General features: G+C 67.5%; 9 protein-coding genes. 3 read left to right on the forward strand and 6 right to left on the reverse strand.

The genetic code is table 11. The annotated features are described in order from the left end of the window. Nucleotides 1–246: 246 nt before the first annotated feature. On the reverse strand, nucleotides 247–1,557 hold the full coding sequence (locus CDN36_RS13780; protein WP_150555196.1) for an Nramp family divalent metal transporter: 1,311 nt from the start codon (nucleotides 1,555–1,557) through the stop codon (nucleotides 247–249). Nucleotides 1,558–1,702: 145 nt separating this feature from the next. On the opposite strand from CDN36_RS13780, the gene imuA reads away from it, so the two are divergent. From imuA to CDN36_RS13795, 3 genes are read left to right on the forward strand one after another with little or no spacing between them, the layout of a single operon-like run. Next, the gene (gene imuA, locus CDN36_RS13785) at nucleotides 1,703–2,623 is read left to right on the forward strand and encodes a translesion DNA synthesis-associated protein ImuA (protein ID WP_150555195.1); all 921 of its coding nucleotides are present in this window, start codon (nucleotides 1,703–1,705) and stop codon (nucleotides 2,621–2,623) included. Then, entirely contained in the window at nucleotides 2,553–4,211 is a 1,659-nt protein-coding gene (locus CDN36_RS13790) for a Y-family DNA polymerase (protein WP_287496995.1), read from the forward strand. Before imuA ends, CDN36_RS13790 begins: the two co-directional genes overlap by 71 nt. 21 nt (nucleotides 4,212–4,232) lie before the next feature. Beyond that, complete coding sequence (locus tag CDN36_RS13795) at nucleotides 4,233–7,586, forward strand: error-prone DNA polymerase (RefSeq protein ID WP_287496996.1); 3,354 nt, start codon at nucleotides 4,233–4,235, stop codon at nucleotides 7,584–7,586. A 53-nt stretch (nucleotides 7,587–7,639) separates the two neighbouring features. Here CDN36_RS13795 and CDN36_RS13800 read toward each other — a convergent pair whose 3' ends face one another. From CDN36_RS13800 to cuyB, 5 genes are all read right to left on the reverse strand, one after another. Next, nucleotides 7,640–9,010 (reverse strand): nucleobase:cation symporter-2 family protein, encoded by a 1,371-nt coding sequence (locus CDN36_RS13800; protein WP_287496997.1) that lies wholly within the window; start codon nucleotides 9,008–9,010, stop codon nucleotides 7,640–7,642. A gap of 523 nt (nucleotides 9,011–9,533) precedes the next feature. Further along, nucleotides 9,534–11,033, reverse strand: a complete 1,500-nt coding sequence (locus CDN36_RS13805) for an HDOD domain-containing protein (RefSeq protein ID WP_287496998.1) — start codon at nucleotides 11,031–11,033, stop codon at nucleotides 9,534–9,536. Nucleotides 11,034–11,052: 19 nt separating this feature from the next. Further along, nucleotides 11,053–12,825, reverse strand: coding sequence for a putative bifunctional diguanylate cyclase/phosphodiesterase (locus CDN36_RS13810; RefSeq protein WP_174966332.1), 1,773 nt, complete (start codon nucleotides 12,823–12,825; stop codon nucleotides 11,053–11,055). A gap of 57 nt (nucleotides 12,826–12,882) precedes the next feature. Beyond that, a complete protein-coding gene (locus CDN36_RS13815; protein ID WP_287496999.1) occupies nucleotides 12,883–13,122 on the reverse strand; it encodes a hypothetical protein in 240 nt (79 codons plus the stop codon). A 307-nt stretch (nucleotides 13,123–13,429) separates the two neighbouring features. Continuing rightward, nucleotides 13,430–14,206 carry a cysteate racemase gene (cuyB, locus tag CDN36_RS13820; RefSeq protein ID WP_287497000.1) on the reverse strand — a complete coding sequence of 259 codons (777 nt, stop codon included), beginning with the start codon at nucleotides 14,204–14,206 and terminating at the stop codon, nucleotides 13,430–13,432. Nucleotides 14,207–14,277 lie beyond the last annotated feature (71 nt).

Below are 14,277 nucleotides of genomic sequence, written 5' to 3' on the forward strand. Positions count from 1 at the left end.
GCTGGACTTCTTCTGCACGGTGATACCCCTGTAGATGTTGTGACCCGGCAGGCGGCGACGCCCGGCGGCGCCGTCCTGCTGAGGGTGTCTGATCCCCTTACGGAATACTGCGCTTTTTGACTTGTAAGACCTGGTAAGGGGTGCTGATCTTAGCATGCGGCAGGGGCATGCGTATGCTCCGGAAAGTCATAGGCCATGCCGTTCTCGCCCGCCGTTCTCGCCCTTGGGGGGCGCCGTTCCTTTTCATCAGTCGAGGCCGAAGATCAGCAGCAGATTGGTGGCGGTGATGACCGCGAAGAGCGTCCAGGCCGCGACCTGCGTCGGCCATCTGATGGCATTGCCGCCCATCACGCGCGAATCGCTCACCGAACGGATGAGCGGCCACATCGCGAACGGCAGTTGCAGACTGAGCAGCACCTGACTCCACACGAGCAGCTTGCCCACGGAGCCCTCGCCGAGCCACAGCACGCCGATCAGTGCAGGCACGAGCGCCAGTCCGCGCGTGATCAGCCGTCGCTGGTAGCAAGGAATCTTCAGATGCAGGAAGCCGTCCATGATGACCTGCCCCGCGATGGTGCCGGTGAGCGTCGAACTTTGCCCGGAAGCGAGCAGCGCAATGCCGAACAGGAACGCGGCGGCGCTGCCGGCGATCGGCGTGATGAGCTGGTAGGCCTGCTCGATATCGGCGACGTGAGTCTGGCCGCTCGCGTGAAAGGCAGAGCCGGCAAGAATCAGAATTGCCGCATTCACACACATCGCCAGCATGAGCGAGACCCATGTGTCGATGCGTACCAGTGCGAGGGTGTCGTGGACCTGACCGCGCTTGCCGCCGCTCACGCGGCGCGTCTGTACGACTGACGAGTGCAGATACAGGTTGTGCGGCATGATCGTCGCGCCCACGATGCCCAGCGCCAGTACGATGGCGTCGCGCCGGTCGTGGCTCGGCGCGCCGGGCACGAGACCGGCGGCCACGGCGTGCCAGTCGGGCGGCACCATCGCGACTTGCGCGACGAAGCAAAAGGCCATCGTGCCGATGAGCCCGAACACGATGGCTTCGATCTGCCGAAAGCCTTTGCCCTGCAGGCCCAGCACGATCATCGTGTCGAGCGCGGTGAGCACGATGCCCCAGGCGAGCGGCACACCGAGCAGCAGCTTGAAGGCGAGAGCACAGCCGAGCACCTCGGCAATGTCGCAGGCGATGATCGATATCTCGGCGGTGATCCATTGCACGACGCGCCCCGTGCGTCCGTAGCGATCGTAGCTCGCTTGGGCGAGGTCGCGTCCGGCCACGAGGCCGAGCCGGGCGGCGAGCATCTGGAGAAAGATGGCCGCGAGGCTCGATAGCGCCACCACCCAGAGTAGCGCGTAACCGAATTGCGACCCCGCCTGAATGTCCGTGGCCCAGTTGCCCGGATCCATGTAGCCGATGGCCACGAGCAGTCCCGGACCGGCAAAGCGCTTGAGTTTCGTCCAGCGTGATTCGCGGGCGTCAATGACGATGCTGCCTTTGACTTCGGCGGGACAGAACGGGGCGGTGGCGGTAGTCGGCAGCGGCATGAAGAGGGGACTGGCTGGGCAGACGAGGAATGACACTCACGGTAGCCGGCCTTGCGGCAAGCCGCAAGCATGGCGTCGCGGCGGAAGTCACGTAAAGTGCGCATGAACTGCTATACTGTACATTCATACAGTATTTGGGTGCACCATGACCCTGTCACTTTCGTCTCTGCCTGCCGGGCTGTGGCGCGCCAGTGAACTGGCGCATTGCCGCCGCGCTGGCCATCGTTCCGGCTTTGCCGCGCTCGACGCCGAGTTGCCCGGCGCCGGGTGGCCGCATGGTGCGGTGACGGAATTGCTAAGCGACCGACCGGGCATTGGGGAATGGCGGCTGCTGGCGCCGGTGCTGCGCGATCTCACCCAGGCGGGCCAGCCGGTGATGGTGATTGCGCCGCCGATGCTGCCGTATGCACCCGCGTTGGCGGGGTGGGGCATCGACCTGCGCTGGCTCAGCGTGGTGGTGCGGCCGGCGCGAAAGATGTCGGGGGCGCCGAAGGCGCGCGGGGAGCGAAGGGAACGGGGGGGCGGCAGTGCGCGCGCCGAGGATCGGGACATGCTCTGGTGTGCCGAGCAGGCACTCAAGAGTGCGTGCTGCGGCGCCGTGCTGGCATGGCTGCCGGCGGCCACGCCCGAGCAGATCCGGCGCTTGCAGGTCGCTGCCGGCGGTGGCCAGACGCTGGCCTGGGTGATGCGCCCGCGCGCGGCGGCGGCCACGGCGTCCGCCGCGCCATTGCGGCTGGGGCTGAGCGTCGGCCAGGGCAGCCGTCTGGGGGTGCAGTTTCATAAACGGCGCGGGCCGCCCCGGCTCGAGCCGCTCTGGCTGACGCTGCCCGCACCCTATACGCGGGCGTCGCAACCCGCGGCGGGCGTGGCGCGCCGCGACGCACCGGCGCCTGCCACTTCCGTTCCCCCCGTCACTTCCGACTCCTCAGGGGAAGCCCGCCGGGCCGTTTCGAGCCCTTCGTTTTCTGTTTCTGCTGCTGTTTCTGGAGTTGCGCATGGCTTGCTGGATCGCCCTGCACCTGCCGTATCTGGCGCTCGAGATCGCATCGGCGCGCCTGCAGACTGACGCCCCGGGCATGCCCGTGGACACGACGGTCGTGCTGGCGCAGTCGCGTGTGTGGCAGGCGAGCGAGGCGGCGCAGGCCGCCGGCGTGCAATCCGGCATGCGTCGCGGCGGCGTGCTGGCGTTGCTGCCGCAGGCCCGATTTCACGACCGCGACGAAGCCGCCGAGATGCAGGCCCTCGAAGCCTTGGCGCTGGCGCTGCTGCGCTTCGGCCCCGATGTCGCCATCGCCTCGCCGCACTGCGTGCTGCTCGATGCGGCGCCGAGTCTGCGCCTGTTCGGCGGGCTTGCGTCGTTGTGCGCGCAGGTGCTCGAGAGTGCCGAAGCGCTCGGGCATCGGGCCTCGCTGGGCGTTGCCGCCACGGCCAGTGCGGCGGCGTTGCTGGCGCGCGCCGCCAGCGCCGTGCCCCGGCATGTCGATTCCCATGGCCCCGCCCCCTGTCAGTTGCAGGCGGCGATGCAGGCGCGCGCTTCCGATCACCGGGCGCTGGCCGGGATTGCGGTATCCACGGCATCGGGAGTATCAGCGGCATGCACCGCGCCGCGGGCGTTCGCACCCACGTTGCCGCCCTTACCGGCGGATCTGCCGAAGCAACTCGATTCGCTGCCGGTCGTGCTGCTGCCCGAGGCGCAGCCGTGGCTGGACTGGCTCGCGCAGATCGGATGCGCGACGCTGGGCGAATTGCGCGGGCTGCCCGCCGCGGGCGTGAGACGTCGTTGCGGGCCGGCGCTGCCGGCCGCGCTTGCCCGCGCCTATGGCGAAGCCCCCGAAGCGCCGGACTGGTATCGCGCGCCGCCGCACTTCGAGGCGGTGTTGCCGTTGCCTTCGCTCACTCACGATATCGAGGTGCTGCTCTTCGGCCTGCGCCGTCTGCTCGCCCAGCTCACCGGCTGGCTCGGCGCCGGGCAGCTTGCGGCCCGCGCGCTGACGCTCGTGCTCGAACATGAGCCCGTTGGCCGGCACACGCTCGCGCCTACGCGCTTGGAGATCCGTCTGGCCGAAGCGAGCGCGGCCCCCGCGCATCTGTTGTCGTTATGCAAGGAGCGGCTGGCTCGCTCGCCACTGGTCGCGCCGGTGCTCACGCTGCGGCTCGACGTCGCGCATACGAGTGCCCACGAGCTGCGCAGCGGCTCGCTGCTGCCCGAGCCGGGACGCGCCCGGCAGGACTTCGTGCAGTTGATGGAACGTGTGGCCGCCCGTCTTGGCGACGAGCAGGTGCTGCGGCTTCAGGTGCGTGAGGATCATCGGCCGGAGCGGGCCTTTGCCAGCGTGCCGTATGGTGCGCTCGGCAGTACCGCGTGCGGCGGGCAGGGCGCGGGCGAGCGCCGCGCCGGATTGCCGCCGCGCCCGGCGTGGCTGCTCGACGCACCGCAGCGCTTGAGCGTGCTGCACGAGCGGCCGTGGCGGCAGGGGCCGCTGCAACTGGTGAGCGGCCCGGAACGCATCGAGGCCGGATGGTGGGAGCCGGGCACCGTCACGCGCGACTACTTCATCGCCGCCGATACCACGGGCGCGTTGCTGTGGGTGTTTCGCGAGCGTCCCGTGCAGGGGGCCGATGCGGCGTGGTATCTGCACGGCCTGTTCGGTTAAGCCGACACACTCGCTTGAGTCATGAATCTCGACGATTTTCTGCCCTGGCAAGGCCCGACCGAAGGACTTGCCGCCAGCGAGGACGGCGACGCCGTCCAGGCGGCGCCTGCCAACCCGCGTGCGACCGACGACGGCAGTCTGCCCGCGTATGCCGAGCTGCATTGCCTGTCGAATTTTTCCTTTCAACGGGGGGCGTCGCATCCGGAGGAACTGGTCGCAAGAGCCGCGGCCCTGGGTTACGCCGCGCTGGCGATCACCGATGAATGCTCGGTCGCGGGCGTCGTGCGCGCCCTGGCCGAAGCGGTGCAGCACAAATCGATGTCCTTGATCGTCGGCAGCGAATTTCGTCTCACGCCGGTGCATGCGCCGGACGGCGCGACTCAGGCCGCGACGCCCGATACCGAAGCCTGCTCGCCGGATCTCGACGCGCTCGGCACCGTGCATCTGGTGGCGCTCGCGCAGCACCGTGAAGGCTACGGCAATCTCTCGGAGATGATCACGCTCGGCCGCATGCGCGGGCCGAACCGCGGCTACCGGCTGCATGCGCGGGACTTCAGCGAACCGGCCGCGGCGCAGGCGCATCTGCGCGGCCTGCCGGGCTGTCTGATCATCGTCGTACCCGATGCCGACGCGAGTCCGGAGCGCACGCGGGCGCAAACCCGCTGGGCGGCGCAGACCTTCGGCGAGGGGCGCGTGTGGCTCGCACTCGAGCGTCGGCATCGCGCCGACGACGAAGCGCACCTGGCGCGGCTGCGCGCGATCTCGGCCGAATGCGGCGTGCCGCTCGTAGCCACGGGACATGTGCTCATGCACGCGCGCTCGCGCAAGCCGTTGCAGGACACCCTCACCGCCATTGGACTGGGCAAGCCGGTGCAGGCGTGCGGACTGGCGCTCGCCGCGAACGCCGAGCAGCATCTGCGCACGCGTGTGCGGCTCGCCTGGCTTTATCCGCCTGATACGCTGGCCGAGACGGTCGCCATCGCGTCGCGCTGCCATTTCGAATTGCGCACCCTGCGCTACGAATATCCGGAGGAACTGGTGCCGGCCGGCCACACGCCGGTGACGTATCTGCGGCAGGAAGTGGCGGCGGGCGCGAAGCGCCGCTATCCGAGGGGCGTGCCGCCGAAGGTGCAAAAGCTCATCGACGACGAACTGGCGCTCATCGAGGAGCTCGAATACGAGCCATATTTCCTGACGGTCTACGACATCGTGAGCTACGCCCGTCGTGAAGGCATTCTGTGCCAGGGGCGGGGTTCGGCGGCCAATTCGGCCGTGTGCTACTGCCTCGGGATCACCGAGGTCAATCCGGACGAGGTGGAGTTGCTGTTCGGACGGTTCCTCTCGAAGGAGCGCAACGAGCCGCCCGATATCGACGTGGACTTCGAGCACCAGCGGCGCGAGCAGGTGATCCAGTACATCTACGGCAAGTATGGCGTGGAGCGCGCGGCGCTGGCGGCAACGGTGATCTGCTATCGCATGCGCAGTGCGGTGCGCGATACGGGGCGGGCGCTGGGCATCGATCTGTCGATCGTCGAGCAGGTCGCGCAGAGCCAGCAATGGTGGGACGGCCGCGAGAATCTGCTCGCGCGCATGGCGGCCCAGGGGCTGTCGCCCGACGCGCCGACCACGCGGCTGTGGGCAGAGCTCGTGACGCGGCTGATCGGCTTTCCCCGCCACCTGTCGCAGCATGTGGGGGGCTTCGTCATTTCGCGCGACAAGCTCTCGCGACTCGTGCCGATTGCACCGGCGGCGATGAAGAATCGCTACGTCATCCAGTGGGACAAGGACGATATCGAGACGCTCAAGCTGCTCAAGGTCGACGTGCTCGCGCTCGGCATGCTCAGCGCGTTGCGCCGCACGCTCGATCTGCTGGGCGAGTGGCGGGGCGCGCCAATGACGATTGCCGATATCCCGCGCGAAGACCCGGCCACCTACGGCATGATTCGCCGCGCCGACACCGTCGGTGTGTTCCAGATCGAGTCGCGCGCGCAGATGAGCATGCTGCCGAGGCTGAAGCCGAAGCAGTATTACGACCTTGTCGTGCAGGTGGCGATCGTGCGGCCGGGGCCGATCCAGGGCGGCATGGTGCATCCGTTCTTGCAGCGTCGCAAGCAGAGGCCCGAGGACATCCAATATCCGTGCGATGCGATCAAACCGGCGCTCGAGCGAACGTTGGGCGTGCCGATTTTCCAGGAGCAGGTCATGCAGATCGCCATGATCGCGGCCGGCTTCTCGGCAGGAGACGCCGACCAGTTGCGCCGCTCCATGGCCGCGTGGAAGCGCAAGGGCGGCCTCGAAAAATTTCAGACGCGCATCATCGATGGCATGTTGAAGAATGGTTATCCGCGTGACTTCGCGCAGGCCATTTGCCGCCAGATCGAAGGTTTCGGCGAGTACGGTTTTCCGGAGAGCCACGCGGCGAGTTTTGCGCTGCTGGCCTACGCGAGCGCGTGGCTCAAGTGCCATGCGCCGGAGATGTTCCTGTGCGGGCTGCTCAACAGTTTGCCGATGGGGTTCTATTCGGCGTCGCAACTGGTGCAGGATGCGCGGCGGCATCGCGTGGAGGTGCGCGCCATCGACGTATGCGTGAGCGACGTCGAGTCGCGCCCCGAGGCGCGCGTCGGGCGTCATGGCGGCGCACGCCGTCCGGCGGTGCGGTTGGGGCTGTCGTTGGTGAAGGGGCTGTCGGCGCCAGGCGCCAGGGCGATCGAAAGCGCGCGGCGGCAGCGGCCGTTTACCGATATCGACGATCTGAGCGCGCGCGCGGCGCTGTCGCGGCGCGACCTGGACGCGCTGGCGGCGGCCGACGCGTTATCGTCGCTGCTGGGCAGCCGCCGTCAGGCGCGCTGGACGGTGGCCGCCTGGCAGCCGCCAACGCCGTTGCTCGGCGCCACGGCTCTGCGCGATGCGGCGCCGGGCAGCGCGCAGGAGCCGGTGGCGCTGCCGCCCATGCCCGAGGGACAGGACATCGTGGCCGATTACGCGAGCACGGGGCTGACGCTGCGGCGCCACCCGCTGCTGCTGTTGCGCGACAAGTTGAAGCGAATGCGCGTGAAGACGGCGCGCGAGCTGCAGACCGAGGGCGTGAACGGCCATCGGGTGCGCACGGCGGGCATTGTGACGGGGCGGCAGCGGCCGGGCACGGCGAACGGCACGATATTCGTCTCGCTCGAAGACGAGACGGGCGTGATCAACGTGATCGTCTGGCCCGATCTGGTCGAGTCGCAGCGCAAGGAATTGCTGGCGTCCTCGCTGCTGGGCGTGGAAGGCGTGTGGCAGCGCGAGGAACGCGTGACCCACCTGGTTGCGCACCGCCTGGTCGATCTCTCGCCGATGTTGGGCGAGCTCACCGTCTCGAGCCGGAACTTTCATTGAGCCGCCCGTCGCAAATCGCCCGGGGGCGATAGTCCGACGCGCCGCCGGCGAGCTCAATGCGCCGCGTCGGCCTGCTTGCCTGCCGCCTGAGCGAGCTCGGTCGCCTCCTTCTCGCTGCGCAGGCCGTTGAAGTGCGCATTGAGCAGCACGGCGCTGATCGACGCGAGCAGAATGCCGCTGTGGAAAAATGGCGCCAATGCGTGCGGCAGTTTCATGAAGAACTTGTCGGACGCCACCGGAATCATGCCCACACCGATACTGATCGCGATGATGTAGAGGTTGTAGCGGTTCTTCGACAGGTCCACCGTCGAGAGAATCTTCACGCCCGTGGCCGTCACCATTCCGAACATCACGATACCCGCGCCGCCCAGCACGAACTGCGGCACCGACGCCACCACGTGCGCCACCTTCGGAAACAGTCCGAGCACGATCAGGATCACGCCGCCCATTGCGCACACCCAGCGGCTCTTCACCCCCGTCACGCCGACCAGCCCGACGTTCTGCGAGAACGAGGTGTACGGGAACGTGTTGAACACGCCACCGATCAGCGTGCCGAGCCCATCGACGCGCAGGCCGCGCACGAGCGTCTTCTGATCGACGGGACGGCCGACGATGTCGCCCACGGCGAGGAACATGCCGGTCGACTCGATGAACGTCACGAGCATCACGAGCGTCATGGTCGCGATGGCAACCGCGTCGAAACGCGGCATGCCGAAGTGAAACGGCATGACGAGCCCGAACCACGGCGCCCCGGCCACGCCGGCGAACGAGACCTTGCCCAGCACGATCGCCACGATCGTGCCGAACAGAATGCCGAGCAGCACGGCGATGTTCGCGAAGAAGCCGCGCACGTACTTGGTGATGAAGAGAATGCAGAGCAGCACCGCAAACGACACGCCCAGATAGAGCGGGTTGCCGTAGTCGGGATTGCCGAATCCGCCCGCCGCCCAGTTGATGCCCACGCCCATGAGCGAGATGCCGATCACCGTGATGACCGTGCCCGTGACGACCGGGGGGAAGAGCCGCAGCAGCTTGCCGATGAAGGGCGCGATCAGAATGCCGATGATGCCCGAGGCGATCGTCGCGCCGTAGATGTCGAGCAACCCGAGCTCGGGGTTGGTACCGATGGCGATCATCGGTGTGACGGCCGTAAACGTCACGCCCATCATGATCGGCAGACGCAGACCGAAGATCCACACGCCGAGCGTCTGGATAAGGGTGGCGATACCGCAGGCAAAGAGATCCGCGTTGATCAGGAACGCCACCTGATCGACCGACATCTTGAGCGCGCCGCCGATGATCAGTGGCACCGCCACCGCCCCCGCGTACATCACCAGCACGTGTTGCAGGCCCAGCGTGAAGAGCTTGGGAAGCGGCAGGCGCTCGTCGACCGGATGCACCGGTACAGCAGCAGATTGCGTCATGTCTTCTCCTGATCCAACGGTGTGAGTTGATCTACATGGCGAAACCGAGCGTAAATTTTTTACCGGGACGCGGCGAGCCGCGTCAAAAACCGCGGTGCGCAGAACGCAGGCGCGGCGCGCGGCGGCCGGCACGAGGGGAGGGAAGAAAACTGCGCCATGGCGCCATGGTACGCCTGCACGGGCGGGCGGGAGCGACGGGCGCCAAAGCCTTGTGCCGTATGGGCCCGGCGGGCCGCCGGCGTGCAGCGCGTCCGGCCGGGCGTGCGCGCTGCAACGCCCGAATCGTCCTGTGCGCGCCGCGTGAGGACATCTCGCGCCGGAGGATCATATCGTTTTCGCAATACTAAAGATTGCGTCTGGCATATGAATCTCCGAGACACTGGTGCCAAGCCAAGCCAAGCCAAGCCAAGCCAAGCCAAGCCAAGCCAAGCCAAGCCAAGCCAAGCCAAGCCAAGCCAAGCCAATTCCGGCATTGGGAGCGCGCACCGGCGCAGGAGGTGCGGGGCGGGGACTGCGCGCCGGCTCAGCGAGCGCCGGCGGCGCCTGACGGTTTGCGTGCCAGCGAGTCGGTGTGCGCGCCCGTGCCGGCGTTGTGCTGCGCCACGCTGTCGAGCTTGCTCGAGATTTCTTCCCCCATGTGGTGGAGGAACTCCATTTCCTTCGCGCCGATGCCGCCCGCGCAGAGCGCTCCGCCCCAGTCGCCGTAGAGCAGCGCCACGGTCTGGTTGCGCTGGCGGACCGGCAGCAGGAAGAACGACTTCACGTGGGCGAAGTGTTGACGGTGCCACAGCGGAATGCGCGGCACGATACGCGGCTCGCGGGCATTGTCGATGAGGATGGCGCGGCCGTTGGTGAGCGCGAGGTGAAAGACGTCCGGTTCGAACGCTTCGGGGAAGCTCAGGCCGAGCAGCGACTGCACGTCGCGCCCGATGCCGAAGCGCATCTCGAAGACCTTCGAGGCGGGCGCGCGAACGAACGCCGCGCAGTTGACGAAGCCGAGCGACTGGAGAATCGCTTCGAGCGTGAGGTTGAGCAGGCCGACGGCGTCCGTCTCGCCCGTGGCCGCACGCACTTCCGAGAGCCCATCGGCCAGGCGCCGCGCCGAGTCGAGCGGCTTGCCCGCCGGCGGCTGGCGTGTGTTGGACGCACCGGTGCTGATCGCGATGAATTCCTGATGGCTCGTGTCGCGCACCATCTCCTCGCCGATCGAGACCACCTCGCCGATGTCGAGTGCGAGGCGCTCGGCGTAGCGCTCGGCGAGCTCGGCCAGACGCGCCGGGTCGGCCCCGCGCGTGAGTTCGGTCACCATCTCGTTGGACATGTTCGCCACCGCGCACAGCCAGTCGGTGTGCGAGAGCGGGGCGTCGCCGTCGAGATCGATCGGTCGCATGCTCGTGGCGATCGACTCGGGCAGCCCCCACTTGCGCGCCGCCGCTTCGGACAGTTCGGGAAACGAGATGCCGAGCACGCGCTCGCAGGCGTCGCTGTCGCTGATGCCGTGCTGCGCCGCGAGCGTCTGGATTTGCGTCCACTCGTTCGGGAAGCAATACGTGACGAGCAGGCGCGCCACATGGTGCAGCAGCGTGCAGACGACCGCTTCCTCGCCGTCGCGAATGCCGTTCTTGGCCGTAATGTCGCGCGCGAACGCGCCGGCGAGCGTGGCGCGGGCGAGCTCACGCGCCATGTCGTCGCGGCGCGCCGCCACTTCGCCGAAACCCTCGAGCAGCTTCAGGCTGAGGGCCAGATGACCGATGGTGTCGACACCCAGAATCATGATGGCGCGCGAGACCGTCGTCACGTTGCAGCCGAACGGCGCGTACATGGCGGAGTTGGCCAGGCGAATCACCTTCTGCGTGAGCGCGAAGTCCGAGAGCACGGACGACGCCAGGTCGGCCGTGCTCGTGTTCTCGCTTTGCATGGCGGACACGATGCCCGTCACCGAGCGTTGCAGCGACGGGAAGTCGCCGCGCTCGGCCATGCGCTGCCACAGTAATTCGAGCGTCTTTTCTTTGGTAAGGCTCATGGGTAGCGGGGATGTCCGGTCAGTGGCCGGCATCCACATTGAGACGCCCGCTCGCAAAGGCCGCCTCGAGTTCTCCCGCAGGCAGGGCTTTCGACACCAGCCAGCCCTGGATGGAATGGCAGCCGCGATCGATCAGCATCTGCCGTTGTTCTTCCGTCTCGACCCCTTCGGCCACCGCCGACAGACCCAGCTCGCGCGCCAGGCCCAGGACGGCCGTGACGATCGTACGGTCGTTCGGTGACGTCGGCATGTCTTTCACGAAGCTGCGGTCGATCTTGAGCGCGGACAGCGGGAAGCGCTTGAGGTAGCCCAGGCTCGAATAGCCGGCGCCGAAGTCGTCGACGGCGAAGCGCACGCCGAGCGTCTGCAGCTCGCGCAGCACCAGGTTGGCCTGCTCCGGGTCGCGCATGAGCACGCTCTCGGTGATTTCGAGGACCAGCCGGTGACCTTCGACGCCCGAGTCGGCGATCGCCTGCCAGACAAGGCTCGGGAACGACGGATGGTGAAACTGCTGTGCCGAGACGTTGACCGACATGTACAGCCCGTCGAGCCGGGTGCGATCCCACCGCGCGAGCTGCATGCAGGCGGCGCGCAGCGCCCAGCCGCCCAGCAGGTTGATCAGGCCATTGGCTTCGGCCAGCGGAATGAATTCGGCCGGCGACACCGGACCGAGTGCCGGATGCCAGCGCATGAGCGCCTCGACACCCTTCACGTTCAGCGAGATAGGGTCGCAGATCGGTTGGTAATGCAGGCTGAATTCGCCGTTGTGAATCGCCTCGAACATGGCCGATTCCAGCGAAAACGCCTTGCGGTGCAGATTGCCCAGGTCGTCCGTATAGACGAACAGGCCATTGCGTCCGCGATCCTTCGCGCAATACATGGCGGCATCGGCGTGCTTGATTAGCAGACCGGCCGAATCGCCGTGTTGCGGGAAGAACGACACGCCGATGCTTGTCGTGAGGTGCAGCAACTGGTCGCCGACCTGGAAGGGTTGCTGCACGGCGGACAACAGTCGCTTCATGATCCCGGTGAGCGCCTGCTCGTTGTCGCAGCCAGGCAACACCAGCACGAATTCGTCGCCGCCCATGCGCGCGGCCATGTCAGTCTCGCGGATCTGGGCGACCAGGCGCTGACCGGCGTCGCGCAGCAACTGGTCGCCCACGTCGTGGCCAAGCGAATCGTTGACTTTCTTGAAGCCGTCCAGATCGAGCAGTGCGACGGCGAAGTTCGGACCGCCTTCGCGCGCGTGCTGGATCGCCTCGGTGATGCACTGCTGAATGTATTGGCGGTTGCCCAGCCCGGTCACCGCGTCGCGCACGGCCAGATCGGACAGGCGCGCCTCGTTTTCCTTGAAGGCGGTGATGTCTTCGCCGTGCACGAGGAAGGTGGCGCCGGCGCCGGCAATGCGGGGCGTGTATTGCGCGATGCGCAGCCGCATCCACACCCGGTCGGTCAGACCGCGCAGCAGACGCACCGTGCATTGCTGGGGGCCGAGGGTCTGGGCGGCGGCAAAGGCGTCCTGCAGCAGGGGCACGTCTTCGATGCCGGTGAGCTCGAACAGCGTGGCGTGGTCGATGTACTCGCGCGAATACTCGAGCAGGCGCAGGGAAGCTTCGGCAATGAAAAGGAAGCGGCCGTCGGCAGCGACATGTGCCGAGAGTCCGCCGGTCAGCTCGACCAGCGCCCGGGACAGTGCCGGGGCCGGCGCCGGGGCAATGGCCTCGGCGATTGCCGGCGCCAGGGTCGAAGGCTCGACCAGAGGTACACCGGCTGGGAGTCGATCTGAACTCATTGTTGTTGTCTGTGCTTGCATCACGTTGAGCGCGCAGCCGCTCATGTGCTTCCCCGTTCAGGCAAACGCGCTCATGGCCGGACGGCAGTCCGGCAGGTGTCCGATGGATTGTGGGCCATTATAGCCAAAGACGCCAGCGAATTTGGTGGCCGCAATCCCCGTTTCACGCCGCTTTCCACAGGTTTTCCCTTGTGAGTTTTTTTCTGACAGGGCCGGCGGGATTTTTTCCTGCGCCATGGTTCGCATCTGGCCGCACCCTGTTCGCTTTCCATTGCTTTCCATTGCTTTCCATTGCATTCCATCGGCCTTCGGTCCGCCACCCGCTCGCCTTCCATCAGCCCTCCATCCGCCCTCCATCCGCCTTCGGCCGCCGCCCGCCCACCGATACCCGATCCGGCATCGCCAATGCCCGGCCGGCGCGCTTTTGCCCGCGAGCGCCAGTCTACCCAAGCCGGACGCCCTTGCGGGCGGCACAATCGTGGATTTTGTCATTGCGGCGCAACATCGCCTTCGTCGGAGAAGACGTGTGGCGAGACGCGCGCAGGGGAGGAAAGCGGTCGAGGACCGAGCAGGAAAGCGCTCGACGACCGCGACCGGGGGGCGCTCAGGGGCGGGAGGTGGAGGAGGTGGGGGAGGTGCGCGATGTGTGCGAAGGGGGCTCGGCGTCGGCTTCGTGGGCGAGCGACCAGGCGATGCACGCGCGCGCGAGCGCAGCCGAAGCGTCGAGCCCGAAGCGGGCGAGCGGCGTCTGCACGGCGGCCAGCGCCACGGGGATTTCGGTGCAGCCGAGAATGACGCGTTGCGCGCCGGCGGCCAGCAGCGGCTCCATGGCCATGGCGAGCGCTTCGCCGCCCTGGCGGACGTCGCCGGCCTTGGTCAGACGAATGCCTTCGTTGACGAGCGCCTGATGCGCGAGCGGTTGCGCCGGGCGGACGAAGCGGTAACCCAGCGCTTCGAGTCGGGGACGATAGACGTTGGCGTGGTGCGTGCCTTCGGTGGCCATCAGGCCGATGGGCGAGCCCGGGGCGACGCATCGGGACAGTTCGCCGGCCACGGCCTCGACCACGTCGAGCACCGGCAGGCGGGTGCGGGTGCGCAGCGCTTCGAGCCAGGCGTGCGCGGTGTTGCAGGCAATGGCGATGCAGCCGGCGCCCGATTGCTCCAGGGCGTGAACGCCGTCGAGCATGCCCTCGAGCGGCGAGGCGCCGTCACGCAACAGCGCTTCGGTGCGATCGGGAATCTGCGGGACCGAGTACAGGATGAACGGAATGTGATCCTGGTCGCGCTCGGCGGGATGTTGCTCGACGATCTTGCGGCACAGGTCGATGCCTGCGGCAGGCCCCATGCCGCCGAGGATGCCGAGCGTGGCGTGCGAATTCATGGTGATGGCAATCGGCGGGAACGTCAAGAAGCGGGATCGGGCCGCACGGGGGCCGCAGCCCCCGCACGACG

This window comes from Pandoraea sp. CB10b_02 (genome assembly GCF_002216225.1).
In the GTDB taxonomy this organism is placed as follows: domain Bacteria; phylum Pseudomonadota; class Gammaproteobacteria; order Burkholderiales; family Burkholderiaceae; genus Pandoraea; species Pandoraea nosoerga.

What these genes read in the sequence shown, in the direction of transcription:
- CDN36_RS13780 (WP_150555196.1), bottom strand. Translation starts at nt 1,557, where the DNA reads ATGCCGCTGCCGACTACCGCCACCGCCCCGTTCTGTCCCGCCGAAGTC.
- imuA (WP_150555195.1), top strand. Translation starts at nt 1,703, where the DNA reads ATGACCCTGTCACTTTCGTCTCTGCCTGCCGGGCTGTGGCGCGCCAGT.
- CDN36_RS13790 (WP_287496995.1), top strand. Translation starts at nt 2,553, where the DNA reads ATGGCTTGCTGGATCGCCCTGCACCTGCCGTATCTGGCGCTCGAGATC.
- CDN36_RS13795 (WP_287496996.1), top strand. Translation starts at nt 4,233, where the DNA reads ATGAATCTCGACGATTTTCTGCCCTGGCAAGGCCCGACCGAAGGACTT.
- CDN36_RS13800 (WP_287496997.1), bottom strand. Translation starts at nt 9,010, where the DNA reads ATGACGCAATCTGCTGCTGTACCGGTGCATCCGGTCGACGAGCGCCTG.
- CDN36_RS13805 (WP_287496998.1), bottom strand. Translation starts at nt 11,033, where the DNA reads ATGAGCCTTACCAAAGAAAAGACGCTCGAATTACTGTGGCAGCGCATG.
- CDN36_RS13810 (WP_174966332.1), bottom strand. Translation starts at nt 12,825, where the DNA reads ATGAGTTCAGATCGACTCCCAGCCGGTGTACCTCTGGTCGAGCCTTCG.
- CDN36_RS13815 (WP_287496999.1), bottom strand. Translation starts at nt 13,122, where the DNA reads ATGCAATGGAAAGCAATGGAAAGCAATGGAAAGCGAACAGGGTGCGGC.
- cuyB (WP_287497000.1), bottom strand. Translation starts at nt 14,206, where the DNA reads ATGAATTCGCACGCCACGCTCGGCATCCTCGGCGGCATGGGGCCTGCC.